This window comes from Curtobacterium sp. MCSS17_016 (assembly GCF_003234255.2).
Classification (GTDB): domain Bacteria; phylum Actinomycetota; class Actinomycetes; order Actinomycetales; family Microbacteriaceae; genus Curtobacterium; species Curtobacterium flaccumfaciens.
This window is the reverse complement of the sequence record NZ_CP126254.1, coordinates 3728764-3753645: the sequence shown is the minus strand read 5'-3', so window position 1 is coordinate 3753645 and position 24882 is coordinate 3728764. Positions and strand designations below refer to the sequence as shown.

At 71.2% G+C, this 24882-nt stretch carries 27 protein-coding genes; 21 read left to right on the top strand and 6 right to left on the bottom strand.

What is annotated here, in order from left to right:
• Positions 1-2: 2 nt before the first annotated feature.
• Complete coding sequence (locus DEJ19_RS17705) at positions 3-368, bottom strand: hypothetical protein (protein ID WP_110865318.1); 366 nt, start codon at positions 366-368, stop codon at positions 3-5.
• Between the two features lie 193 nt (positions 369-561).
• On the opposite strand from DEJ19_RS17705, the gene DEJ19_RS17700 reads away from it, so the two are divergent.
• Positions 562-2772, top strand: coding sequence for an NADP-dependent isocitrate dehydrogenase (locus DEJ19_RS17700; RefSeq protein WP_284176576.1), 2211 nt, complete (start codon positions 562-564; stop codon positions 2770-2772).
• A 94-nt stretch (positions 2773-2866) separates the two neighbouring features.
• Here the strand turns inward: DEJ19_RS17700 and DEJ19_RS17695 are convergent, their stop codons facing one another.
• Both DEJ19_RS17695 and DEJ19_RS17690 read right to left on the bottom strand, forming a co-directional pair.
• A complete protein-coding gene (locus tag DEJ19_RS17695) occupies positions 2867-3322 on the bottom strand; it encodes a DUF3817 domain-containing protein (protein WP_111232692.1) in 456 nt (151 codons plus the stop codon).
• 79 nt (positions 3323-3401) lie between these two features.
• Positions 3402-4844 (bottom strand): DUF4832 domain-containing protein, encoded by a 1443-nt coding sequence (locus tag DEJ19_RS17690; RefSeq protein WP_111232586.1) that lies wholly within the window; start codon positions 4842-4844, stop codon positions 3402-3404.
• A 141-nt stretch (positions 4845-4985) separates the two neighbouring features.
• Between DEJ19_RS17690 and DEJ19_RS17685 the strand changes: the two genes are divergently transcribed.
• Both DEJ19_RS17685 and DEJ19_RS17680 read left to right on the top strand, forming a co-directional pair.
• The gene (locus DEJ19_RS17685; RefSeq protein WP_258370454.1) at positions 4986-5762 is read left to right on the top strand and encodes a ThuA domain-containing protein; all 777 of its coding nucleotides are present in this window, start codon (positions 4986-4988) and stop codon (positions 5760-5762) included.
• The gene (locus DEJ19_RS17680) at positions 5759-6916 is read left to right on the top strand and encodes a GAF domain-containing protein (protein WP_111232587.1); all 1158 of its coding nucleotides are present in this window, start codon (positions 5759-5761) and stop codon (positions 6914-6916) included. The genes DEJ19_RS17685 and DEJ19_RS17680 overlap by 4 nt, the downstream gene beginning before the upstream one ends.
• 54 nt (positions 6917-6970) lie before the next feature.
• Here DEJ19_RS17680 and DEJ19_RS17675 read toward each other — a convergent pair whose 3' ends face one another.
• On the bottom strand, positions 6971-7414 hold the full coding sequence (locus DEJ19_RS17675; protein WP_110865313.1) for a disulfide bond formation protein B: 444 nt from the start codon (positions 7412-7414) through the stop codon (positions 6971-6973).
• A 90-nt stretch (positions 7415-7504) separates the two neighbouring features.
• Here DEJ19_RS17675 and DEJ19_RS17670 point away from each other — a divergent pair, with 90 nt between their 5' ends.
• The 8 genes from DEJ19_RS17670 to DEJ19_RS17635 all read left to right on the top strand — a co-directional run bounded on the left by DEJ19_RS17670 (position 7505) and on the right by DEJ19_RS17635 (position 14401).
• Entirely contained in the window at positions 7505-8155 is a 651-nt protein-coding gene (locus tag DEJ19_RS17670; protein WP_111032168.1) for a ScbR family autoregulator-binding transcription factor, read from the top strand.
• A 117-nt stretch (positions 8156-8272) separates the two neighbouring features.
• On the top strand, positions 8273-9148 hold the full coding sequence (locus tag DEJ19_RS17665) for an aminoglycoside phosphotransferase family protein (protein WP_111232588.1): 876 nt from the start codon (positions 8273-8275) through the stop codon (positions 9146-9148).
• A 58-nt stretch (positions 9149-9206) separates the two neighbouring features.
• Positions 9207-9809, top strand: coding sequence for a DUF6197 family protein (locus tag DEJ19_RS17660; RefSeq protein ID WP_110865310.1), 603 nt, complete (start codon positions 9207-9209; stop codon positions 9807-9809).
• A complete protein-coding gene (locus DEJ19_RS17655) occupies positions 9806-10513 on the top strand; it encodes a DinB family protein (protein WP_111232589.1) in 708 nt (235 codons plus the stop codon). The genes DEJ19_RS17660 and DEJ19_RS17655 overlap by 4 nt, the downstream gene beginning before the upstream one ends.
• A 208-nt stretch (positions 10514-10721) precedes the next feature.
• The gene (locus DEJ19_RS17650; RefSeq protein WP_071245638.1) at positions 10722-11369 is read left to right on the top strand and encodes an ABC transporter permease; all 648 of its coding nucleotides are present in this window, start codon (positions 10722-10724) and stop codon (positions 11367-11369) included.
• Positions 11356-12627 carry an ABC transporter ATP-binding protein gene (locus DEJ19_RS17645; protein WP_111232590.1) on the top strand — a complete coding sequence of 424 codons (1272 nt, stop codon included), beginning with the start codon at positions 11356-11358 and terminating at the stop codon, positions 12625-12627. Before DEJ19_RS17650 ends, DEJ19_RS17645 begins: the two co-directional genes overlap by 14 nt.
• Positions 12624-13388: an ABC transporter permease gene (locus tag DEJ19_RS17640; protein ID WP_110865308.1), complete on the top strand. Its 765-nt coding sequence runs from the start codon at positions 12624-12626 to the stop codon at positions 13386-13388. The genes DEJ19_RS17645 and DEJ19_RS17640 overlap by 4 nt, the downstream gene beginning before the upstream one ends.
• Positions 13385-14401 (top strand): glycine betaine ABC transporter substrate-binding protein, encoded by a 1017-nt coding sequence (locus DEJ19_RS17635; protein WP_110865307.1) that lies wholly within the window; start codon positions 13385-13387, stop codon positions 14399-14401. The genes DEJ19_RS17640 and DEJ19_RS17635 overlap by 4 nt, the downstream gene beginning before the upstream one ends.
• An 82-nt stretch (positions 14402-14483) precedes the next feature.
• On the opposite strand, the gene DEJ19_RS17630 is transcribed toward DEJ19_RS17635, so the two are convergent.
• Positions 14484-15113 carry a TetR/AcrR family transcriptional regulator gene (locus tag DEJ19_RS17630; RefSeq protein WP_110865306.1) on the bottom strand — a complete coding sequence of 210 codons (630 nt, stop codon included), beginning with the start codon at positions 15111-15113 and terminating at the stop codon, positions 14484-14486.
• A gap of 80 nt (positions 15114-15193) precedes the next feature.
• Here DEJ19_RS17630 and DEJ19_RS17625 point away from each other — a divergent pair, with 80 nt between their 5' ends.
• The 7 genes from DEJ19_RS17625 (at position 15194) to DEJ19_RS17595 (ending at position 21219) form a co-directional block, all read left to right on the top strand.
• Complete coding sequence (locus tag DEJ19_RS17625) at positions 15194-15922, top strand: ABC transporter ATP-binding protein (RefSeq protein WP_031260145.1); 729 nt, start codon at positions 15194-15196, stop codon at positions 15920-15922.
• Positions 15919-17196 (top strand): ABC transporter permease, encoded by a 1278-nt coding sequence (locus DEJ19_RS17620; protein WP_111223364.1) that lies wholly within the window; start codon positions 15919-15921, stop codon positions 17194-17196. Before DEJ19_RS17625 ends, DEJ19_RS17620 begins: the two co-directional genes overlap by 4 nt.
• A gap of 27 nt (positions 17197-17223) precedes the next feature.
• Positions 17224-17751: a GNAT family N-acetyltransferase gene (locus DEJ19_RS17615; RefSeq protein ID WP_181441468.1), complete on the top strand. Its 528-nt coding sequence runs from the start codon at positions 17224-17226 to the stop codon at positions 17749-17751.
• Positions 17752-17805: 54 nt separating this feature from the next.
• Positions 17806-18474 carry a hypothetical protein gene (locus DEJ19_RS17610; protein ID WP_111232592.1) on the top strand — a complete coding sequence of 223 codons (669 nt, stop codon included), beginning with the start codon at positions 17806-17808 and terminating at the stop codon, positions 18472-18474.
• Positions 18475-18592: 118 nt separating this feature from the next.
• Positions 18593-19285 (top strand): hypothetical protein, encoded by a 693-nt coding sequence (locus tag DEJ19_RS17605; protein ID WP_110865303.1) that lies wholly within the window; start codon positions 18593-18595, stop codon positions 19283-19285.
• Between the two features lie 39 nt (positions 19286-19324).
• Complete coding sequence (locus DEJ19_RS17600) at positions 19325-20770, top strand: phytoene desaturase family protein (RefSeq protein ID WP_111232593.1); 1446 nt, start codon at positions 19325-19327, stop codon at positions 20768-20770.
• A gap of 5 nt (positions 20771-20775) precedes the next feature.
• Positions 20776-21219, top strand: coding sequence for an SRPBCC family protein (locus tag DEJ19_RS17595; RefSeq protein WP_111232594.1), 444 nt, complete (start codon positions 20776-20778; stop codon positions 21217-21219).
• Between the two features lie 75 nt (positions 21220-21294).
• On the opposite strand, the gene DEJ19_RS17590 is transcribed toward DEJ19_RS17595, so the two are convergent.
• Positions 21295-22113, bottom strand: coding sequence for a shikimate 5-dehydrogenase (locus DEJ19_RS17590; RefSeq protein WP_111094068.1), 819 nt, complete (start codon positions 22111-22113; stop codon positions 21295-21297).
• Between the two features lie 95 nt (positions 22114-22208).
• On the opposite strand from DEJ19_RS17590, the gene DEJ19_RS17585 reads away from it, so the two are divergent.
• The 3 genes from DEJ19_RS17585 (at position 22209) to DEJ19_RS17575 (ending at position 24869) form a co-directional block, all read left to right on the top strand.
• Positions 22209-23135, top strand: coding sequence for an NADP-dependent oxidoreductase (locus DEJ19_RS17585; RefSeq protein ID WP_258377343.1), 927 nt, complete (start codon positions 22209-22211; stop codon positions 23133-23135).
• A 98-nt stretch (positions 23136-23233) separates the two neighbouring features.
• On the top strand, positions 23234-23428 hold the full coding sequence (locus DEJ19_RS17580) for a PspC domain-containing protein (protein WP_027466823.1): 195 nt from the start codon (positions 23234-23236) through the stop codon (positions 23426-23428).
• Positions 23429-23462: 34 nt separating this feature from the next.
• Positions 23463-24869: an L-serine ammonia-lyase gene (locus DEJ19_RS17575; RefSeq protein ID WP_111232595.1), complete on the top strand. Its 1407-nt coding sequence runs from the start codon at positions 23463-23465 to the stop codon at positions 24867-24869.
• Positions 24870-24882: the final 13 nt, after the last annotated feature.

The following is a 24882-nucleotide window of genomic DNA, read 5'->3' as shown; positions in this document are numbered from 1 at the left end:
GCTCAGGCTCCGTCGGGTCCGGAGCCCTGCACGGCGCTCGCCTGCACCGACGGGTGTGGAGGAGCGGCGTGCGCGACGACGGAGACACTGCCGACGGCGAGCACGAGCGCCAGCGCCCCGGCGGTGCAGGCCGTCCCGATCCGCCGCAACCGCGACCGGCTGCCACGCTGACGCGGTGCGAACCGCTTCGTGCTCCGTCGGGGTTCGGGGCCGACGAGCCAGGGACCGGAGCCGTCGGGGTCGTACGAGAACGGGCCGGAGCCGTCCGGCGCGTACCGGTAGGGCCCGCTGCCGTCCGAGGCGTAGGCGGACCGCAGGTCCTCCGCGGTCCAGCCGAAGTCGTCCGGGGTCTGCCGTGTGGTGGTCATGCGCGCTCTCCCTCGCTCTGGTGCTGCGGAAGACCAGTCCACGCACCGTTCCTATGTGTCGACAGTGCGCCTCCAGGGTGTCGGCCGAGCATCTGCCGCGCGGAAGCGGGGGCCATGTATCTTGATGTCGAGACATCCTGCGCCACGAGTACCGTGGACGTACCGACGGTCGAACAAGGGAGTACCCGCCAGCATGGCCAAGATCATCTACACCCTCACGGACGAGGCGCCGTTCCTCGCCACCCACTCCTTCCTCCCGGTCATCCAGGCCTTCGCCGGCACCGCGGGTGTCGACGTCGAGACCCGCGACATCTCGCTCGCCGGCCGGATCATCGCCCAGTTCCCGGAGCGGCTCACCGACGAGCAGCGCCTGGACGACGCCCTCGCCGAGCTCGGCGACCTGGCGAAGACCCCCGAGGCGAACATCATCAAGCTGCCGAACATCTCGGCGTCGATCCCCCAGCTCAAGGTCGCGATCAAGGAACTGCAGGCGCAGGGCTACGACCTTCCCGACTACCCGGACGAGGCCACGACCGACGAGCAGCGCGACGTCCGTGCCCGCTACGGCCGTGTCCAGGGCAGTGCCGTCAACCCGGTGCTGCGCGAGGGCAACTCCGACCGCCGCGCACCCCTGTCGGTCAAGAACTACGCCCGCAAGCACCCGCACCGCATGGGCGCCTGGTCGCGTGACTCGAAGACGAACGTCACCACCATGGGCGTCGACGACTTCCGCTCGAACGAGAAGTCCTGGATCGCCCCCGCCGACGACGTCCTGACGATCACCTTCGTGGCCGAGGACGGCAGCGAGCAGGTCCTCAAGCAGTCGATCCCCGTCCTGCAGGGCGAGGTCGTGGACGGCACCGTGCTGCACGTGGCCGCACTCGAGTCGTTCCTGCGGAAGCAGATCGAGCGCGCCGCGGCCGAGGACGTCCTGTTCTCCGTGCACCTCAAGGCCACGATGATGAAGATCTCGGACCCGATCATCTTCGGGCACGTCATCAAGGCGTTCTTCCCGTCGGTGTTCGAGCGCTACGGCGCCGACCTCGCCGCCGCGGGCCTGACCCCGAACGACGGCCTCGGCTCGATCCTCGCCGGCCTCGGTGCGCTGCCGAACGGCGCCGAGATCGAGCGTGCCTTCAAGCAGGGCATCGCCGACGGCCCCGAGCTCGCCATGGTCGACTCGGACAAGGGCATCACGAACCTGCACGTGCCGAGCGACGTCATCGTCGACGCCTCGATGCCGGCGATGATCCGCACCTCGGGCCACATGTGGGGCCCGGACGGCGACGAGCACGACACCCTCGCCGTCATCCCCGACTCGAGCTACGCCGGCATCTACCAGGCCGTGCTCGACGATTGCCGCGCCCACGGCGCCTTCGACCCGTCGACGATGGGCTCCGTGCCCAACGTCGGCCTGATGGCGCAGAAGGCCGAGGAGTACGGCTCGCACGACAAGACGTTCGAGCTCCCCGGCGCCGGTGTGGTCCGCGTCACGACCGCCTCGGGCGACGTCGTCATCGAGCACGACGTCGAGCCCGGCGACATCTGGCGCGCCTGCCAGACCAAGGAGGTCGCCATCCGCGACTGGGTGAAGCTCGCCGTCACCCGCGCCCGTGCCTCCGCGACGCCGGCCGTGTTCTGGCTCGACGAGACCCGCGCGCACGACGCGAACCTCATCGGGCTCGTTCGCCAGTACCTCGGCGAGCACGACACCGAGGGCCTGCAGATCGAGATCCTCGCGCCCGAGGACGCCATGCGCTTCTCGCTCGAGCGCATCCGCCGCGGCGAGGACACCATCTCGGTCACCGGCAACGTCCTGCGCGACTACCTGACCGACCTGTTCCCGATCATGGAGCTCGGCACCTCGGCGAAGATGCTCTCCGTCGTCCCGCTGCTGGGCGGTGGCGGCCTGTTCGAGACCGGTGCCGGTGGTTCCGCCCCGAAGCACGTGCAGCAGCTCGTGCAGCAGAACTACCTGCGCTGGGACAGCCTGGGCGAGTTCCTCGCACTGGCGGTCAGCCTCGAGCACCTCGCCGGTGTGACGGGCAACGAGCGGGCGAAGATCCTGGGCGAGACCCTCGACCGTGCCACCGGGACGTTCCTGGAGCAGGACAAGTCCCCGGGTCGGAAGCTCGGCTCGATCGACAACCGCGGCAGCCACTTCTACCTGGCGAAGTACTGGGCCGAGGAACTCGCGGCGCAGACCCAGGACACCGAGCTCGCGGCGTCGTTCGCGGACCTCGCGGCGAAGCTCGGTGAGCAGGAGCACACCATCGTCGACGAGCTCGTCTCGGTGCAGGGTCACCCGGCCGACATCGGCGGCTACTACCGTCCCGACGACGCCAAGACGAGCGCGGTCATGCGTCCGTCCGCCACGTTGAACGCGGCGCTGGCAGCGCTCTAGCAGCGACCAGCCGACGGACGGGAGGCCCGGTGCCAGCTGGCACCGGGCCTCCCGTCCGTCCGTGGTCGCGATCTCGTTGATCAGGCGCGGGGCGTCAGCCGCGGGACGGCACGGGCGGGCCGGCGGCGAGCAGCCCGGTGAAGACCAGGGCGACGGCCACGACCCCGATGCCCGCGGCCACGGCGGGCCGACGCACCACGAAGAACAGCAGGCGGTCCCAGAAACCCGAGTGGGCGTCCGGCGAGCGGCGCCAGGAGCCCTCGAGCATGCCGCGGCGGGCGACCGTGACCTCGAACGGCACCGTGGCGTACGGCACGACGGCACTGGCCCAGCCGAGCACGAGCGCCCCGAACGACCACCGCTGGTTCACCGCGACGACCGTCGTGACCACCAGGTACGCCAGGAACACGAAGCCGTGCACGCCACCGCCGATGCGGACACCCCAGTCACCGGCGTCCAGGCCGTACTTCAGGATCATCCCGATGATCAGCAGGGTCCAGGTCACGACTTCGGCCACCGCGGCGGCGCGGAACAGGGAGCGTGGGGTCATGGCCACCATCGTGGCGGACCCGGTTGACAGACAGCAGGGCGCCCCGGATCGTCCGACCCGGGGCGCGCTGCGGGTCCGCTCAGTGCCGCACGACCACCGTCTGGCCGAGGCGGTTCACACCCGTGCTCTCGTCCCACGTGCCGGTGTTCGCCGTCTGGATCGCGAAGGCCGGGTTCGCTGCCACCGAGCGTTCGGGTGCCGGCAGGGCGAGGGCGACGTCCCAGCGCCCGTTCGGCACGTCGGCCAGCGACGCCCGGACGGTCACGGTCCGTCCCGGCTGCCAGGACGACGCGTCGGCGGTCACGGGCACGGTCACCTGGCGATCGCCGTCGGTCAGGACGAGCTGCACCGGGCGGCTGTTGTACGGCGCCGCCCAGCCGTCGTTCCGGATCGACACCGCCACCGACGGCTTCGCGCCAGAGGTGGCGGTGCTCGACGTCATCGTGAAGCGGTAGCCGAGCTTCTTCGCGGCGTCGGTCATGCCGTCTGCACCCCAGGTCGCCAGGACGTCCTTGTTGTAGTCGAGGTTGAGGTAGCTGTAGTGGTACTTCGCCATCTCGGCCGAGGCGGACGGGTACTCGGACCGCGGCGCGTTCACGGCGCAGGTCTCACCACCGACGGGGACGTACCGCGACTCCGCCGCCAGGTAGTCCTGGTCGAGCGACAGCGGGTTGCTCAGGAACGTGCCGAAGTCGTCCGGCGAGGCGAGGAAGCAGTCGTTGTGGTGCCCGATGCGCGACGCTGCCGACCCGTCGTGCGCCTGCGCCGGGGTGAGCGCCCCGGCCGTGCCGGACGGCGTGCGGAGTGCGTCCTGCTTCATCTGCATCGTGCGGACCTGGACCGAGCGGCTGGACGGCAGAGCGGCGAGTTCGGCCTGCAGGACCTGTCGTCGGGCGTCCTTGTCGGCCTCGGTCAGCACACCCGGGTTCGCCGGGTCACTGGCGAAGTGGTCGGTGTAGTAGCCCTCGCCCCAGAGCCCGATGAATCCCCCCTGCAGGGTCGGGATGACGTCGGCGTTCCGGCGGAGCGTCGGGGTGAGCTGCTCGATGTGCGCGAGCACGGTCGGCAGGTCGGCGTCACCGTAGGGCGCGGAGTACGGGTACGAGCCACCCTGCACGTACGCGAACCGTGTGATCACGCCCACACCGGCGGCACGCGCGGTGTCGTAGTCGTGCTGCACGAGCGCGAGCCATGCCGGGCTGAGCTGCCGCTGCTGGACGAACGCCTCCATGTAGAACACCCGGACGACCTGCGTGACGCCCTCGGCCCGGTAGCCGCGGAGCGTCGCGGCGTCGAGTGGTGTGTACCCGGTGCCGTCGGCGCGGTAGTGCGTCTCGGTGGTGTGGTCGAACCCGCGCGAGGGGTTCGGGATGACCGCGTCGCTCGCCGTGTAGGTCACGGTCGAGGTGGTCGCGGTCCGTGACGGGTGGTGGCCGGTGGGCGACGACGCCCACGCGGTGGTCGGTACGGCGAGTACGAGTGCCGCCGCGAGTGCGACGGTGGTGATGGTGCGGTGCTGCATCGGACGAGCCCCTGTCCTCGGCGCGGACGGTGATCGGCGCCCCCTGGCGCTGCCGTCCTGCGCGAATGTGATCTGAAGGTAGGCCAAACGATCAGAAAACGCCAGTGGATGCGCTAACCGAGCACGGGTAGCGTTGCCTGCATGTCGCCGTCGACCGAGAACCGTCCCCTGAACATCGTCGTCTGGAACGAGAACGTGCACGAGACCCGCGGTGACGCGACGGTCATCGGGCACTACCCCGACGGCATGCACACCGTGATCGCCGAGGCGCTCCGGCAGCTGCAGCCGGGGGCCGACGTCTCCACCGCCACCCTGCAGGAACCCGACCACGGCATCACCGCCGAACGACTGGCCACCACGGACGTGCTGTTCTGGTGGGGCCACGCCGCCCACGACGAGGTGAGCGACGCCGTCGTCGACCTGGTCGTCGATGCCGTGCACGCCGGCATGGGCCTGGTGGTGCTGCACTCCGGCCACTACTCCAAGCCGTTCAAGCGCCTGATGGGCACGACCTGCTCGCTGAAGTGGCGGAACGACGGCGAGCGCGAACTCGTCTGGACCGTCGCGCCCGAGCACCCGATCGCCGCCGGGGTCCCGCACCCGATCGTCATCGACCGGCAGGAGATGTACGGCGAGTACTTCGACATCCCGCGCCCCGACGAAGAGGTGTTCCTGTCGACCTTCGCGGGAGGCGAGGTCTTCCGCTCCGGCGTCGCGTACCGCCGGGGGCTCGGCAAGGTCTTCTACTTCTCGCCCGGCGACCAGGAGTACCCCGTCTACCACCACCCGGACATCCAGCGCGTGCTGTCGAACGCCGCCGCCTGGGCCGCCCCGGTGTCCGAGCGCCGCGAGCTGACGGCTGACCCCCACCCACGGGACTGGTTCCTGACGGACGATGGGGGTAGACAGGCCGGGTGACCAACCATCTCGACGGTGCGCACAGGCGCACCGCGGTGATCGAGGCGCTCGCAATCTTGGGATCAGGACCCGAGGAGCGCTTCGACCGCATCACCCGCATGGCCCACGAGGCGTTCGACGTCCCGTTGACCTTCCTCAACCTCGTCCACCACGACCTCGTCACCACGCAGTCGACCTTCGGCTGGCACCAGGGGTCGAGTGTCCCCGCCAGCGAGCAGTTCTGCGCGTCGACGGTGCTCACCCGCGAACCGATGGTGATCCCGGACGCGTCCCTCGACGCCCGGTTCGCGCACACGGCAGCGGTTGCGGAGCACGGCATCCGGTTCTACGCGGGCGCACCGTTGACCATGGTCGACGGCACCCGGGTGGGCACGCTGTGCCTGATGGACGCTGTTCCGCGCACGTTCTCGCCGGACGACGTCGCCCTGCTGGGTGACCTGGCCCGGCGGGCGGAGCGCGAGCTCGGCGTCGCCATCGACCGCGGGCGGGTCCGTCGGGTGCTCGACGGCCTGGTACCGGACCCGGTCGCGGTGCCGGGGTACGACCTCGACGTCCTGGTGGCCCAGCACGACGACGGCGGGGGTGACGTCGCCGACTGGCGCGTCGCACCGGACTCTGCCCTGCACGTCACCGTCGGCCGGGTGAGCGCGGCCGGCCCGGCGTCCGGCCTGCTCGCCGCGGCGGTCCGCGGTGCCGTGGCGGCACGGACCGGCACCGACATGTCGGACGCGATCGTCGGCCTGGAGGCGCAGGTCACCGCCGACCTGTCGGCTGCGGACGCCGTCGGCTCGCTGTTCCACCTGCGGCTCGACCCGACGTCGGGTCACGTCGACTTCGGCGACGCCGGCCACGGCCTCGCCGTGCTCGTCCCCGCCGACGGTCCGGCTCGCGTCCTGCACCCGCTCGACCTGCCGCTCGGGCTGCAACCGGAGTCGATCCCACGGTCGCCCGGCGCGCTCGACCTGGACCCCGGGGACCGGCTGGCGATCTGCACCCAGGGCGTCCTGTCGCTGGACGGGCTCCGGCACCTGGACGACCTCGCTGCGCTGGTGCGCTCGGCTCCGGACGGGGCCACCGTGGTCGAACGGGTGCGCACGGCCGTCCCCACGGATGCCGTGGTCGACGTCACGCTGGTGGTGCTCACGCGGCACTGAGCGTGCGTGCTGCGCCATCCGGTCGTGCCGCGCCAGCTGATCGTGCCGCGCGCGTCAGGAGCGGAAGCGGTCCGGCCGCGGGCGCGGAGTGCCGGTCAGCGAGACCACGAGCAGCGTGGCGAGCAGGGCGAACCCGGCGAGCTCGATGCCCAGGCCGGCGAGCTGCCAGTACGCGCTGCCGACGTGCTGCGGCTGCGTGATCGATTCCGGCCACCACGACTGGATGAGCGGGAAGGAGCCGGGGAACGGGTCGAGGCCGAACACGACGAGGCCACCGAGCAGCAGGACGACCCCGAGGCCGGCCATCGCCCCACGGGACCGGCGGAGCATGTGCACCACGAGGGCCGCACCCATGCCGGCGAGCCCGACGACGGCGATCAGGAACGCGAGCACCACGATGGTCTGCGGCGCGAGCGCGACCCAGTCGAGCACCGCGATCGGCAGCAGCAGCCACCGACCCGTCCGTGCCCAGCGCGCAGGGTTCCGCCATCCGTCCATGGCGACCGACCGTAGGGCACCCGGCCGAACGCCTGCCGAATGCGGCCAGTGGACCCCGGCGGCAGCGTGCGCTGACTACGATCGGACCCCATGGCGCAGGACCGACCGACCCGGCAGCAGCGGTCGCTCGCGACCCGCACGGCGATCATCGAGGGCGCGGCCGCGGAGTTCGACGAACGCGGGTACGTCGGTGCCTCGATGGACGGCATCGCCGAACGCATCGGGATGACCAAGGGTGCGCTGTACTTCCACTTCACGTCGAAGGCCGACATGGCCGGGGCCGTCGTCGCCGAGCAGCACGCGATCTCGCGCCGCTACGGCGAGGCCGCGGTGGCGCGGGGCACCACCCCGCTCGAGTCGATCATGTGGCTGTGCCAGGGGCTCGCGGTCCAGATGACGTCCGAGGTCGTCGTGAGCGCCGGGGTGCGCCTGTCGACCGACGTGGCCGCGAGCGACGTCGCCCGGCAGGACCCGTACACCGACTGGACCACGGTGGTCGCCGGGTTCGCGCGGCAGGCCGTCGAGGTGGGCGAGATCGACCCGCGGTGGGACCCAGACCTGGTCGGCCGGGTCGTCGTCCGTGCCTACACCGGCGTGCAGACCGTCTCGGACGTGATGACCCGTCGGGCCGACCTGTTCGCAGGCCTGCGGGAACTCTGGACGGTCCTGCTGGACGCGTTCGTCACCGAACGGCTGCGTCCGGAGATCCCGCGGCTCGTCGCGCTCATCGCTCCGGAGTGACGCGGGTCCCCCCAGGGAAACACCCACGTCACCTCGCCTCTGAGACTAGCGAGAAGGGGGTCGCGCCACCGGCCCCAGTTCGCGGGCATGTGTCCGGCGGCCCACTAGCCTGACGCGGTGCCCACACCCGCTGCCGAGGTCGACGTCGACGTCCCGCTCGTCCGGTCCCTGCTGCGCGACCAGCACCCCGACCTGGCCGGGCTCCCGCTCGAGGTCGTCGCGAACGGCTGGGACAACGTCGTGCTGCGTCTGGGCGACGACCTGGCCGTCCGGGTCCCCCGTCGGGAGCTGGCCGCACGGCTCGTCGAACACGAACAGCGCTGGTTGCCGGACATCGCCGCCCGGGTCGGATCGGTCGTCCCGGTGCCGGCCCCGGTGCGCACCGGACGCCCCGCCCTCGGGTACCCGTGGTCGTGGAGCATCGTGCCGTGGCTACCCGGCACGGCGATCGGCGAACGGGCGGCCGGGGTCCCCGTCGCCGAGGCGCTCGCCGCGTTCGTCGGGCTCCTGCACGTCCCGGCCCCGCACGATGCCCCGGCGAACCCGTTCCGTGCGGTGCCGCTCGCGTCGCGGAGCGACGCCGTGCTGGCGCGACTCGACGAGCACGGCGTGCACCGGGCCGGAGAGCTGGCCACGCTGTGGCGGACCGCAGCGGCCGCGCCCGCGCACACCGGGCCTCCCGTCTGGGTGCACGGCGACCTGCACCCCTTCAACCTGCTCGTCGACTCGTCGGACGGAGCCGACCGCCTGTCGGCCGTGATCGACTTCGGGGACGTCACCGCGGGCGACCCGGCCGTCGACCTCGCCACCGCCTGGCTGACGCTGGACTGGCCGGGGCGTCGGGCGTTCCGGGCGCGCGTCGCGGCGCCGGATGCCACCTGGCTGCGCGCACGTGGGTGGGTGGTCGCGCTCGCGTCCGCGCTGGCGACCGCAGACGAACGCGCCTTCCGGAGCGTCGCGCGACGGAGCATCGACGCGGTGCTGGACGACTGAGTCCCCGCGGGGCTATCGTGACCGCACCATCCGTGCACAGCCGATCGGAGGGGCCACCATGACCCTCGAGCTCCGCGTCCAGCACGACGTCGCCACCGACGCCTCCCCCGCTCCCGTCCGACCCGGTCTCCGCGGCCTGCTCGACCGTCTGTCGGACCGCCGCGCCGCCGCCCGCGCGCGACGGGTCGACGACCGGGTGCGCGAACTCGGCGAACTCGTCCACCTGCTCTCCGATGCCCGCGCGGTCGTCGAACGCGGGTGGGTCCAGCACGCCTGGTTCGCCTACCTCGACGAGCACGGCCGCGAGCGCAAGGCCTCCAGCGCCGCCGCGATGGACGTGCAGGGCCGGCCGCTCGTCGGTGCCTGCCTGGTCGGCGCGGTCGTGTCTGCCGCCGGCGGGCCGCACGCGGTCCACGCGCCCCGGGTGCAGCACGCGCTCGACGTCGTGTGGCACGCCCTCGCCCGCGACGAGGGCGAGCCCGTGCTGTGGTGCCCCGCGCCGGACATCCGGATGGGGCGGGTGCGTGACCTGACGAGCTGGAACGACGCCCCGGCACGCACCGGTGCCGAGGTCGCCGGGCTGCTGCTGACGGCCGAACGGGTCGCCGTGCAGGAGTCGGCGCGCCTGGAGGAGCTCCGGGTGGCACGATCGGGGGCATGAGCGACGTCGAAGCGGTCCCCGAGGTGCACCCCGCGAGCACCAGCACCCCGGCGGCGAGCGGCAACGCCCTGCTGTCGGACGAAGGGGCAGCGCGGAACCCCGACGGCGCGACGGTCGCCGACGCCGCGGTGAAGCGGACGCTGCACCGGTACCTGCAGAAGCACCGTGCCGCCCTGCTGGCCAAGCTGGACGGGTTGGCGGAACGGCAGGCCCGCTGGCCGGTGACACCGACGGGCACGAACGTCCTCGGGCTCGTGAAGCACGTCGCCGGGGTGCAGGCCGGCTACTTCGGCGAGGTGTTCGGGCGGCCGCTGCCGGACCCGCCCGCCTGGCTCGAGTCGGAGGACGGCGAGGACATGTACGCCTCGCTCGACGAGACCATGGCCGACATCGTGGCCTTCCACCACCGGAGTGCCGCCCACGCCGATGCCACGATCGAGGCGCTCGACCTCACCGCCACCGGGACCGTGCCGTGGTGGCCGGAGGGGCACCGGGACGTCACCCTGCACCGGATCCTGGTGCACATGGCGTACGAGACCGCTCGGCACGCGGGTCACGCCGACATCGTGCGCGAGATGCTCGACGGCCTGGCCGGGGACGGTGACGGCAACCTGGCCGACAAGTCCCCGGAGGAATGGGTCCGGTGGCGCGAGCAGCTCGTCGACATCGCTGAGCGAGCGGGGTTGCGCGGCCTGGGCGCATAGCCGAGCACGCAGACCGATCGTTACCGTTCTCCCAGGCTCGCCCTGGTGAACCCCTGCTGATCAGGGGTTGTCATCCTCGCAACTGCAAGGGAAACCGTCGTATCGGTCGGGTTGCGTTGTACAACCGGTCCAGCTGCTGCGTAGCTTTGGCCGAGCTCGTGCCCCGATCTGTGGGCAGTTCAGCCGACCGGAAGGGGAGCGCCCACCCGTGTTCCAGTACGTCGTGGAGCGATGGAACCAGATCTGGTTCGCATCGTGGCAGCACTTCTCACTGGTCGTCCAGTGCGTCGTCCTCGCCACGGTCATCGCCGTGGTGCTCGCCACACTCGTCTACCGCAGCCCGCGCCTGACCGCGTTCGCGAACGGGGTGTCGGCCATCGGCCTCACCCTGCCGTCGTTCGCCGTCATCGGCCTGCTCATCGTCCCGCTCGGCTTCGGCGTCCTGCCGTCGGTCGTGACGGTCGTCTTCTTCGCCGCGCTGCCGATCCTGCGCAACGCGGTCGTCGGTCTCGCCGAGATCCCGCCTGCCGTCGTCGAGTCGGCGCGTGGCATCGGCATGAGCCGGTTCCGCACCCTGCTGCAGGTCGAGCTGCCGATGGCGTGGCCGATCATCCTGAGCGGTGTCCGCGTTGCCGCGCAGATGGTGATGGGCATCGCCGCCATCGCCGCGTACGCGCTCGGCCCCGGGCTCGGCGGCTTCATCTTCTCCGGGCTGTCCCGCCTCGGCGGCGCCAACGCCCTGTTCTCCGTCGTGGTCGGGGTGGTCGGCGTCGTCCTGCTCGCCCTGGTCCTCGACCTGCTCCTCATCGGCCTCGGCCGCCTGACCATCTCGAGAGGTATCCGTGTCCAGCACTGACTCCGCCACCACCACCGCGCCCGACGGGGACGTCACCGGGCGCAGCATCCTGCTCGACGAGGTCACCAAGCGGTACCCCGGGCAGTCGAAGCCCGCCGTCGACGGCATCACGCTCGAGATCCCGGCCGGCAAGATCGTCATGCTCGTCGGCCCGTCCGGCTGCGGCAAGACGACGACCCTCAAGATGATCAACCGTCTGATCGAGCCCACCCAGGGGCGGATCGTCGTCGGCGACGACGACGTCACGGGCATCGACGGCGACGAGCTCCGCCGCCGCATGGGTTACGTGATCCAGGCCGGCGGGCTCTTCCCGCACATGACGGTCGCGGCGAACATCGCGATCGTGCCGAAGATGCTCGGCTGGTCGAAGGAGAAGATCGCGGCGCGGGTCGACGAGCTGCTCGACCTGGTCTCGCTCGATCCCGACACCTACCGCGACCGGTTCCCCCGCGAACTCTCCGGTGGCCAGCAGCAGCGCGTCGGCGTGGCCCGTGCGCTCGCGGCGGACCCGCCCGTCCTGCTCATGGACGAGCCGTTCGGTGCGGTCGACCCGATCACCCGCCAGCGCCTGCAGGACGAGCTCCTGCGCATCCAGGAGGAACTGCACAAGACGATCGTCATCGTCACGCACGACTTCGACGAGGCCGTGAAGCTCGGCGACTGGATCGTCATCTTCACCGAGGGTGCGCACATCGTGCAGTACGACACCCCGGAGCGGATCCTGGCCGAGCCGGCGAACGAGTTCGTCGAGAACTTCATCGGCTCCGGTGCGGGCCTGAAGCAGCTCACGCTGAACCGCGTGCGCGACGTCGAGGTCGAGTCGGCCGTGACGTGCTCGCCCGGCGAAGAGGTCAAGGCCGTGCTGCAGCGGATGAACGAGGCCGGCGGGCACCAGCACGCCGTCGTGGTGGACCACCGCCAGCGCCCGATCGGGTGGCCGTCGCACCGCCAGCTCGAGCGTCTCGACCGCATCCCCGACGGCGTCGAGCCCGGCCTGCCCGTCGTGGGCGAGGCCGCGACCCTCAACGACGCGCTCGACACCATGCTCGTATCGAGCGCCGGCGCCGCGCTCGTCACCGGTCGTCGTGACGCGTTCCGCGGGGTCATCACCGTCGAGACCGTGATGGAGGCGATCACCCGCTCCCGCGCGACCGCCGCAGGCGACCAGGCCTACACGCCGGTCGGCACGAACACGAACCCGATCGAGACCATGCCGTCGTCACCGGTGTCGGCCATGCCCACCGGAGAAGACCTGTGAGCGCAGTCGCCACTGCCGGCCCCGCCACCGGTGCGAGCACCTCGTGGAAGGGCCTGCTGTTCCAGCCGATCGCGATCCTGGTCGTCCTGGCCGGCTTCGCGGTGTGGCTCGCGACGGCGGACCTGACCCCGACGGAGCGCACGACGCTCAACCCGGCGGACATCCTGGCCCTGACCGGCCAGCACCTCGTGCTGACCCTGCAGTCGACGGTCCTGGTGCTCGTGATCGGCATCCCGCTGGGCGTCGTGCTCACCCGCGGGCCGCTGCGCCGGGCGAGCCCGTACGTGCTCGCCGTCGCGAACTTCGGGCAGGCGGCCCCGGCCGTCGGCCTCATCGTGTTGCTCGCCGCCTGGCTCGGCCTGAACAGCTCGTCCGCCGTCATCGCGCTCGTGCTCTACGCGATCCTGCCGGTGCTCCGGAACACCATGATCGGCGTGCAGAGCGTCGACGACCGCCTGGTCGAGGCCGGTCGCGGCATGGGGATGAGCGCCTTCAGCGTGCTGATGCGCGTCGAACTGCCGCTCGCGGTGCCCGTGATGCTCTCGGGCATCCGGACCGCCCTCGTGCTGCTCGTCGGCACGGCGAGCCTGGCGACCTTCGTCGGTGCGGGCGGACTCGGTCTGCTCATCACCACGGGCGTGACGCTGTTCCTGCCGAAGGTGCTCGTCGCCGGGGCCCTGCTCGTCGCCCTGCTCGCCCTCTCCATCGACTGGCTCGGCCGCGTGGTCGAGACGGTCGCACGACCGAAGGGACTCCGATGACCCGCCGCACCCGCCGCACCCGCACCCGGGTCGGAGCCGCCGCGTTCGTCGCCGGTGCCACCGCCCTCGTCCTGACCGGGTGCGGCCTGCAGCCCGCCACCTCGTTCGTGCCCGAGGCCGGCGCCGGCTCCATCCAGCGCATCGACGACCTGCCGGCCGGTGCCCACATCACCGTGACGTCGAAGAACTTCACCGAGCAGCTCGTGCTCGGCAAGATCGCCGTGCTCGCCGCCAAGGCCGCCGGGTTCGACGTCACCGACGAGACGAACGTGCCCGGCAGCGTCGCGGTCCGTGAGCTGATGACCTCGCACGCGGCCGACTTCACGTACGAGTACACCGGCACCGCCTGGCTGACCTTCATGGGTCACACGAAGGGGATCCCGGACAAGACCGAGCAGTGGACGGCCGTGAAGAAGGAGGACGCCGGCAACGGGCTGACCTGGCTCGAACCGGCGCCGATGAACAACACCTACGCGTTCGCCGTCCGCAACGAGGCCGTCAAGGAGCTCGGGGACGTCAAGACGCTCTCCGACATCACCAAGCTGCCGGTCGACCAGCGAACGTTCTGCGTGGAGTCGGAGTTCAACTCCCGTGCCGACGGCTTCAAGCCGATGCTCAAGAAGTACGGTCTGGAGCTCGGCGGTTCGGGGTCGAACGGGGTGCCGAGCAGCAACGTCAGCATCCTCGACACCGGCACGGTCTACACGGCCACCGACCGTGGCAAGTGCAACTTCGGCGAGGTCTTCACCACCGACGGCCGCATCAAGTCGCTCGGGCTGACGGTGCTCGAAGACGACAAGGGCTTCTTCCCGGCGTACAACGTCGCGCCCGTCATCGACTCGGAGACGCTGAAGGAGTACCCGCAGCTCGAGGGGATCTACGACCAGATCTCGCCGAAGCTCACGGACGCCGTGCTGCAGGAGCTCAACCGCCAGGTCGACGTCGAGGGGCGTGAGCCGGCCGACGTCGCCTTCGACTGGATGGTGAAGGAGGGCTTCATCACGAAGCCCTGACCGTTCTCGACGTCCCCACGAACGGACGGGAGGCGCGGTGCCAGCTGGTGGGGCCCACCTCCCGTCCGTTCGTGGGTACGTCTCAGGCCGCGGCGATGCGCGCAGCCGTGTCGCGGATCGACGCGACCACCGCCGCACGCACCTGCTCCGGGTCGGAGCCCTCGTGCCGAGCGGCACTGCGGAGCCCCGTCATGCACATGCCGAGCAGCATCTCCGCCGCCTGCGGGGTCGCCGCCTCCGGCCCCCAGGCCGGGTCGCGCTCGAGGATCGTGCGCACCGCGCCGGTCATCGCCTCGGCGACCGTGGTCATCCGCGTGACCTGCCGACGCATCAGCTGCGGGAACCGCACGATGACGGCCTTGCGCTCGAGGCGCTCGTGCTCGTCGCCGAACGACGACCCGAACACCAGGAACGCCAGGTCCACGACGGCCTGCGCCGCCGGCTCCCCCGCGACGGCCGCCAGGTGCGCCTCGAGGGTGGCGGGTTCGAGGTCGAGCTCGGTGTGCCCGAGGACCGCGTCCTCCTTGCTCTCGAAGTAGTTGAAGAACGTCCGCGGGGAGACGTCGGCCCGTGCGGCGACCTGCTCGATCGTGGTGCCGTCGACGCCCTGCTCGAGGGCCAGGGACCGAGCCGCCTCGGCGATGCGGTTGCGGGTCTCGATGCGCTTGCGGTCACGGAGACCGAGTTCTGACGGCGTCGCGGAGTCGGGCATGGCCCGACTGTAACCGGAACGTCACATGATCTACAGCAAACGCAAACTTGCAGTCGTGCATCGGACACTACGGTGAACCCATGACCACTCCCGTGCTCGAGGCCCGTGACCTCGCCAGGACCTACGGCCGCGGCGCGACGCGGTTCGACGCGCTCAAGGGGGTGTCGCTGGCGGTGCACCAGGGCGAGAGCCTGGCGATCGTCGGCAAGTCCGGCTCCGGCAAGTCGACGCTGATGCACCTGCTCGCACTGCTCGACAAGCCGTCGGCCGGACAGGTGCTGCTCGACGGCACCGACGCGGCGACGCTCGGTGCCCGCCAGGTCAACCGCACCCGGAACAGCACCTTCGGGTTCGTCTTCCAGCAGTTCTTCCTGACGCCGAAGACCTCGGTGCTCGACAACGTCGTGCTCCCGCTCAAGATCGCCGGCGTCTCCGGGGCCGAGCGGAAGCGCCGGGGCATGGCGGCGCTCGACGCCCTCGGGCTGGCCGACAAGGCCAAGAACGACGCCAACGACCTGTCCGGTGGCCAGAAGCAGCGCGTGGTCATCGCCCGGGCGCTGGTCGGCGAGCCGAGCGTGATCTTCGCCGACGAGCCGACCGGCAACCTCGACACGAACACCGGGCAGGTGGTCGAGGACATGCTGTTCGGGCTGCAGCGCGAGCGGGGGATCACGCTCGTCGTGGTCACGCACGACGAAGAGCTCGCCGCGCGCTGCGACCGCAGCGTCAACGTCCGCGACGGCCTGATCGTCGGCGGACCCGACGACGCGGTCGACGCGTCTGCCACGCACGGAAGGCACTCCGCATGAACTTCCTCGACCTCCTGCGCACCGCGGTCTCGAACACCTTCCGCTCGAAGCTGCGCACGACCCTGACCGTCATCGCGATCTTCATCGGCGCCTTCACGATCACCCTCACCTCGGCCATCGGCACGGGCGTCAGCAACTACATCGACAGCCAGGTCTCCTCGATCGGAGACGACGGCACCCTGGTCGTCACGAAGGCCGTGGACTCCACCTCGACCGACAGCGGCCCGGCGAAGTACGACCCCGAGGCGTCCGGTCAGAGCGTCGACCGCGGCCCGGCGTCGTTCTCGTACCTCTCGCAGTCCGACGTCGACGCCATCGAGAAGACCGACGGCATCAAGAGCCTCCGCCCCGCGGTCGCCCTCGCGCCGAAGTACGCCGAGTACGGGGACCAGGGCAAGTACGTCGTGTCGCTCACGGCCAACGCCGGCGAGCTCGACGCCGACCTGGCGAGCGGCAAGCAGCTCGACGACGAGACCGACGCCAACCAGGTGATGCTGCCCACCGATTACCTGAAGAACATGGGTCTCGGCAGCGCCTCGGCCGCCGTCGGCAAGGAGCTCACGTTCGCCGTCGACGACTACCAGGGCAAGGCGCACACGCTCACCGCCACCGTCGTCGGGGTGCAGAACGAGTCGCTGTTCGGCAGCGGTGCCGGGGCGAACGCCGCACTGACCGACGCCATGCAGGCCGCGCAGGAGATCGGCAAGCCCGACTCGATCGCGACGTCCTACGCCAGCGCCACCGCGACGCTCGACGCCGACGCCTCCGTCACCACGGTCAAGAAGTCCCTGGCCGACGACGGGTTCCTCGGCCAGACCATCCAGGACCAGCTCGGTCAGTTCCAGACCGTGATCAGCGGCATCGTCGGGGTCCTGAACGCCTTCGCCGTGATCGCCCTCGTCGCCGCCGGCTTCGGCATCATCAACACCCTGCTCATGAGCGTGCAGGAGCGCACCCGCGAGATCGGCCTGATGAAGGCGATGGGCATGGGTGGCGGCAAGGTCTACACGCTGTTCTCGCTCGAGGCGGTGTTCATCGGGTTCCTCGGCAGTGCCATCGGCGCCGGGGTCGCGATCCTGCTCGGCACCGGGATCTCGAACGTCCTGGCCGGCACGCTCCTCAAGGACCTGCCGGGGCTGCAGATCATGCAGTTCGCGCCGGGGTCGGTCGCCACGATCATCCTCGTCGTGATGTTCATCGCGTTCCTGGCGGGCACCCTGCCGGCACGACGAGCGGCACGGCAGAACCCGATCGAGGCGCTCCGGTACGAGTGACAGGCAGGGGTGCCTAGTGTCTGGACGGTGACGACGTTCGGACGCGACCTCGGTGACGGCTACACGCTGACGCTGCGCGACCTGACGACGGTCGACCCGGTGCTCGCACTCGTGCACGCCAACACCGATCGTCTGCGGGCCGCCGAGCCCTGGGCCTGGGATCCCCAGACCCGCGCGGCCATCGCCCTGCACACCGAGCGGCTGCTCGGCCAGTTCGCGATGGACCGCGCGCTGCCCTGCGTCATCCGCGCGGACGACCGCATCGTCGGGGTGGCCTCGCTGACGTTCGATCCGTACCTGGGCCAGGCATCGCTCGGTTACTGGGTGGACGCCGGACAGGAGGGCCGTGGTGTCGTCCGGCGGGCCGCCACGGTGCTGATCGGGGTCGCCCGGGCGCGCGGGTCCGCACGGATGGAGATCCGGACGGCGGTCGACAACGCGCGGAGCCGGGGGCTCGCCGAGCGGCTCGGCTTCGCGCACGAGGGCACGCTGCGCGGCGCGCTGCCCCTCGGGCCCGAGCGTGTCGACGTCGCGGTGTACGGCCTGCTGCTCTGACGCCCGTCGCCGTCGTGCAGGCCGACCGACACCGGTCGCCGGTATCGTCGGAGCATGGCCTTGTTCGGACGACGCAACCCCGACGTGCGCGATCGACCCATCAGCCAGGTCGAACTGAAGCGGGCGGTCGACGAGGGCTTCCTCATCGCGAAGGCCGCCGTCACCATCGCGGTGGCCAACCGCATCATCACGAACGCCCTGCGTGACCAGGGGTACTTCGACCACGCGCTCATCGCCGAGGCCACGCGCGAGGAACTCCACCGCATGGCCGAGGAAGAGCGGGGCGACGCCGCACGCATGCGGGAGATCCGCTCCACCTCGAGCAAGCAGAAGGGCCGTTCCCGCCACCAGCACGACTACCGGCGGGGCGACGACCTGAAGCTCCGGATGCGCGAGGCCACGTACGAGCAGCTCGCCACCATGCTCGACAAGCGGCGCGACGACCAGCACTTCGTCGACGGCATCGTGCTCGCCGCGCGGGCCCGCGCCTGGGACGACATCGGCACCACCGTCGTCGGACGCCTCGGTTGGGCGCAGCGCCCGGCGGACGACTACGAGATCGGCCGTGACGACCGGCTGCAGCAGATGCTCGACGAGGACTTCGCCGAGTTGCTCGCCGAGCACCCCGTCGGATCGACCCCGGTCGACGCCGACGAGCCCGACGACGCCGATGGTGACCAGGACGAGTCGGACCCGGCCGACCCCGACACCTCGCGCACCTGACCGGTACTTGATATACCGGCCCGTCTTCGATAGGCTCATCGAGTAACGCCCCAGGACCATTCGGCTCGCCGGACTCCTGGGGCGATTGCTGTCTCAGAGGGGTGCGACGAGGGGCGCGATGATCGATCCAGCCACGCTGCAGGCGCTCCCGAGGCTGCTCAGCGCAGCGCGCTTCGACCGGTACACGGCTCGCTACGACGGCCGTACCGACCTCGCCGCCCGGCTCTACGCCTGGAACTCAGAAATCGCGTCGGCGTTCTGGGGTCCCGTCGGTTGCCTCGAAGTGTTCGTCCGGAATGCTCTCCACGACGAACTCCGCCGGGGCCGTCGTGACGACTGGTGGAACGACTCCGCTGTCCACCTGCTGGACCGCGAACGCCGAGCGGTCGACGACGCAACTCGAACCCTGCGGCGACGGGGCTTCACCGATCCCGAACCGGATCAGGTGGTCGCCGCGACGAGCTTCGGTTTCTGGGTCGGCCTCACCGATGCGGGGATCCCCCGAGACCCGATCTGGAGCTACGAGACGACGCTCTGGCAGCCCCGGCTCGTGCACGCGTTCCCCGGCCTGGGGGCGGTCCGACGCAAGCAGCTGCACCGGCGACTCGATGCCGTGCGGAGATTCCGGAACCGGCTCGCCCACCACGAACCGATCCACAATGCGCCGTTGCCGGCCATCCGCGACGACATCGTCGCGATCGCCCGAGCGATCGACCCCGACGCAGCAGCGTTCATCACCGGTGCGCACCGTATCGACGACGTCCTGGATCGGAAGCGAGTGGCGGTGTCGACAGGCGCCTCGGTGATCTGACCGACACCACACGCAGTCACGAGTCCCTAGGCTCGGTGCATGGTTGATGCGGTGGTCGTCGGAGCGGGACCGAACGGGCTCGCGGCAGCGGTGACGCTCGCACGCGCCGGACTGTCGGTCGAGGTCGTCGAACGGAACGACACGATCGGCGGCGGCGCCCGCACGGCCGAGCTCACCCTGCCCGGCTTCCTGCACGACGTCTGCTCCGCCGTGCACCCGATGGCCCTGCAGTCCGAGTTCTTCCGGCTGTTCCGGATGGAGGAGCGCATCGAGCTCCGCCTGCCCGAGGTGCAGTACGGCCACCCGCTCGACGGCGGGCGCGCCGGCATCGCCTACCAGGACCTCGACCGCACCGCCGCCGAGCTCGGCGTGGACGGGCCGGCCTTCAAGCAGCTGATGGCCCCGCTGGCGGAGAACGCCGACCAGGTCGCCGACTTCGCGACCGACGCGCTGCTGCACGTGCCGCGGCACCCCCTGACGGTCCTGCGCTTCGGTCTGCGGGCGCTCGAGCAGGGCACCCCCGCGTGGAACCTGCGCTTCCGCGGCGAGGCCGCCCCGGCGATGGTGTCCGGCGTCGCCGCGCACTCGATCCAGCACCTGCCGTCCCTGTCCACCGCGGCGGCTGCCCTGTCGCTCGGCTCGTACGCGCACGCCCGCGGCTGGCCGGTGCCGATCGGTGGCAGCCGGGCGATCGTGGACGCGCTCGCCGCGGACCTCGTCGCGCACGGCGGCCGCATCGTCACCGGGCAGGAGGTCCGATCGCTCGGTGACCTCACCCCGGCGAAGGCGGTGCTGTTCGACACCAGCGTGCCGGGCATGCTCCGGATCGCGGGCAAGCAGATCCCGACCCGGAAGCACGGTGCACTGCGGCGCTTCCGGTTCGGCAACGCGGCGGCGAAGGTCGACTTCGCGCTGTCCGACCCGGTGCCGTGGACCAACGAGTCGCTGCGGAAGGCCGGGACCGTGCACATCGGCGGGACCCGCCAGGAGATCGCGGAGGCCGAACGGGCGGTGGCGCACGGGCAGCACGCCGAGCGCCCGTACGTGCTCGGCGCGGAGCCGACCGTGGTGGACCCGACCCGCGCCCCGAAGGGCAAGCACGTCTTCTGGGCCTACGCGCACGTCCCCGCGGGGTCGGACGTCGACCCGACCGAGGCCGTCACCCGCCAGATCGAGCGGTTCGCGCCGGGGTTCCGCGACACGATCCTGTCGTCGAGCTCCCGCACCGCCGTGCAGATGGGCGAGTACAACCCGAACTACGTCGGTGGCGACATCGCCGCCGGTGCCGCGAGCTTCTGGCAGCTCGTCAAGCGCCCCGTCCTGTCCAGCGACCCGTGGCGGATGGGCGGCGGCATGTACCTGTGCTCCGAGTCCTCCGCGCCCGGCCCCGGCGTGCACGGCATGGCCGGATGGCACGCCGCGAAGAGCGCGCTCCGACACACCTTCGGCCTGCCGGAGGACGTCGACCTCACCCCGGAAGGCTGATCACCATGGCGAAGAACGTCCGCATCCTGCACTGCCGTCCCGAAGCCGTCTTCGACGTGCTCGGCGACGGGTGGCTCTACACGACCTGGGTGGTCGGGGCCTCGCGCATGCGCAAGGAGGAGTCCGGCTGGCCGCAGGTCGGCACCCACCTGCACCACTCGTTCGGTGCGTGGCCGATCGTCATCAACGACGTCACGACGTCGCTGGTGTGGGAGCCGCCGCACCGCATGGTCATCCAGCCGAAGGGCTGGCCCATCGGCGAGGCCCGCGTCGAACTGACGGTCGAATCGCACCGGCACGGCAGCAAGGTCACGATCACCGAGAACGCCGTGGCCGGACCGGGCTCCTACGTGCCCGACTTCCTCATGCAGCCGCTCATCTGGATCCGCAACCGCGAGACGCTCCGCCGGCTCGAGTGGGTGGCCGTCGGGCGCGCGGCGAACGCCTGAGACGGCCCACGAGACGGACGGGAGGCCCGTGGCGGCGTCGCCCCGGGCCTCCCGTCCGCCCTCTGGGTGCGTCGACTACTCGGCGCGCGAGAACTCGCTGGCCCGCGCCACCTGGTCGTCGGTCAGGGCGACGCCCGTGTACCGCTCGAACTGACGGGCCGCCTGCAGGGCGATGACCTCGGCGCCGGTGATGACGTGCTTGCCGGCGTCGCGACCCGCCCGCACGAGCGGGGTCTCCGACGGGAACGCGACCACGTCGAAGACGGTGTGCGCCGCCTCGATCCGTTCCGGCGCGAAGGCGAGTGCGTCCTGCTGGTCGCCGCGCATGCCGAGCGGGGTGACGTTGACGACCAGGTCGGTCTCCCCCGCCTCGCGCTCGTCGGCGACCCACTCGTAGCCGTACTGCGACGCCAGGGCCGGGCCGGTCTGCTCGTTGCGGGCGACGACCGTCAACCGGTCGAAGCCGGCACCGCGGAACGCCGCCGTGACGGCCTTGGCCATGCCGCCCGAGCCGCGGAGCAGCACCCGCGAAGCCGGGTCGACCTGGTGCGACCCGAGCAGGGCGGCGATCGCCTCGTAGTCGGTGTTCGACGCGGTGAGCACGCCGTCGTCGTTCACGACCGTGTTGACCGACTGGATCGCGGCGGCGGAGTCCTCGATGTGGTCGACCAGCGGGATGATCGCCTCCTTGAATGGCATCGACACCGAGCAGCCGCGGATCCCGAGCGCGCGGATGCCGGCGACGGCGCCGGGCAGATCGGTCGTGGTGAACGCCTTGTACAGGAAGTTGAGGCCGAGCTCGTCGTACAGGAAGTTGTGGAACCGGGTGCCGATGTTGCTCGGGCGCGCGGCCAGCGACATGCAGACCTGCATGTCCTTGTTCAGGATGGGCATGCCCCCAGTCTCGCACCCTCTCCCTTTCGCGTCCTCGCAGGGATGGAGCGGTCCACGCAGACCGGGTGTCGCGCGCCGGGGTAGCGTCGGTTCCGATGACTGAGATCCCGGAGACCATGCGCGCTGTCCGCTTCGACGAGTGGGGTGACCGATCGGTCCTGCACGTCGCCGAGGTGCCCGTTCCCGAGGTGACGCCCGGGCGGGTGCTCGTCCGCGTCCGCGCCGCGGGCATCAACCCCGGTGAGTCCGCCATCCGCCAGGGTGCGTTCGGCGGCGATCTGCCGTCCGGGCAGGGCACCGACTTCGCCGGCATCGTGGTGGCCGTCGGGGCCGAGGTGGACGGCGTCGACGAGGGCGAAGAGGTCATCGGCTGGTCGTGGGACCGCGCCAGCCAGGCCGAGTACGTCTCCGTGCCGGCCGTCCAGGTCGTCCAGAAGCCACGCCTGCTCGACTGGGCCGTGGCGGGTGGCCTCGACGTCATCGCGACCACCGCAGCCGCAGCCGTCCGTGCGGTCGACCCGCGTCCGGGCGAGACCGTCGTGGTGTCCGGCGCCGCCGGCGGGGTCGGCGGCTTCGTCACCCAGCTCCTCGCGAACGAGGGCATCGACGTCATCGCCGTCGCCTCCGAGGCGAACCACGAGTGGCTCCGCTCCAAGCGTGCACGGCCGGTCGCGTACGGCGACGGGCTGCAGGAGCGCATCACCGAACTCGCGACCAACGGCATCGACGCCGTGATCGACACGCACGGCGCCGAGTACGTCCGGCTCGGTATCGCCCTCGGGGTGCCGGTCGACCGCATCGAGACGATCATCGCGTTCGAGGAGGCCGCCGAGGTCGGCGCGAAGGCCTCGGGCAGCGCGGACACCGCCGACCCGGAGATCCTCGGGGCGCTCGCACTGGAGGTCGCGAACGGTGCCATCGAGGTGCCGATCGCCGCGACCTACCCGCTCGACCGTGTGCAGGACGCCTTCGAGGAGCTCGAGCAGGGCCACACCCGCGGCAAGATCGTCCTCATCCCCTGATCCCAGGGCCGCTCAGGGCCGGTCCGGGGGTTTCCCCCACCACGCTCGGGGTGCGTCCCGGATGCGCTCGACCGGCGGCGTTGCGTAGCGTCGTCGGTATGAGCACACTCTCCCGTCCCCGCAACGGTCGTCTGCTGGCCGGCGTCTGCGCCGGTCTCGCCGACCGCTTCAACCTGTCCCGCACCCTGGTCCGGGTGGTCTGGGTCATCCTGAGCTTCTTCCCCGGGCCGCTGTGGATCGCGTACGTCGTGCTGTGGTTCGTGATGCCGCCCGAGGGTGGTCGGCGGCGCTGAGCACCGGTCCGTCCGGACGGGTTAGTGTGGCGGCGTGCCGGTCTCCGTCTTCGATCTGTTCAGCGTCGGTGTCGGCCCCTCGAGCTCGCACACCGTCGGCCCGATGCGGGCCGGTGCCGAGTTCGCCACCCTCGTCCGTGGCCTGCCCGTCGCGTCCGTGGTGGTCGACCTGTACGGGTCCCTCGCGTCGACCGGGCAGGGCCACGGCACGCTCGGTGCCGTCGTCGCCGGGCTCATGGGGTCACACCCGGAGACCGTCGACCCCGATGCCATGGTCCTCGCGCTCGACGCCGTGGAACGCGACGGTGTCCTGCGCCTCGATGGCGGTGCGAGCGTGCCGTTCCGCCTCGCCGACATCGTCCTGCACCCCCTGACGATGCTGCCCCGGCACCCGAACGCCATGCGGCTGCGTGCCCGTGACGCCGACGGGACCGACCTGGCCGACGAGACCTACTACTCGATCGGTGGCGGGTTCATCGCACGGGACGAGGCGGCGGAGCCCGCGGCCGACGCATCCGCTGCCGTCGCCGGTGCCGCGATCCCGGTCGACGACGCCGTGCCGTACCCGTTCTCGAGCGGCGCCGAGCTGCTCGCCGCGTGTGCCGGTTCCGGCCTGCCGATCAGCGGCGTCGCCCTGGCGAACGAGGCCGTCACCCGGACGGACGCCGAGATCCGGTCCGGACTGCTGGGCATCCACGGCGTGATGGAGTCGTGCGTCGACCGATCCGTCCGCCGGGGCGGGTGCCTGCCCGGGGGACTCGACGTCCGCCGCCGCGCCGCCACCTGGCACGAGCAGCTCACCCGCGAGGACCCCGACCACGACCCGCTGTTCGCGATGGAGTGGGTGAACCTCGTCGCCATGGCGGTCAACGAGGAGAACGCCACCGGAGGCCGCGTCGTCACCGCCCCGACGAACGGCGCAGCCGGCATCATCCCCGCGGTCCTGTACTACGCGCTCACCTACGTGCCCACGGTCGCCGAGGCCCGCGCCGCCGAACGGGACGACGCCGTCGTGCGGTTCCTGCTCACCGCCGGCGCGATCGGGTCGATCTACAAGGAACGGGCGTCGATCTCCGGCGCCGAGGTCGGCTGCCAGGGCGAGGTCGGTTCGGCGGCGTCGATGGCGGCTGCGGGACTCGCCGAGGTCCTCGGGGGCACGCCGGAGCAGGTCGAGAACGCCGCCGAGATCGCGATGGAGCACAACCTCGGGCTGACCTGCGACCCGATCGGCGGCCTGGTGCAGATCCCGTGCATCGAGCGGAACGCGATCGCGGCGAACAAGGCGATCAACGCCGCCCGGATGGCCCTGCGCGGGGACGGGGTGCACCACGTGTCGCTCGACCAGGTCGTCGAGACGATGCGGCAGACCGGGGCGGACATGTCGTCGAAGTACAAGGAGACCGCGATGGGCGGGCTGGCGGTGAACGTCCCGCTCTGCTGAGCGCCCGCTCGCG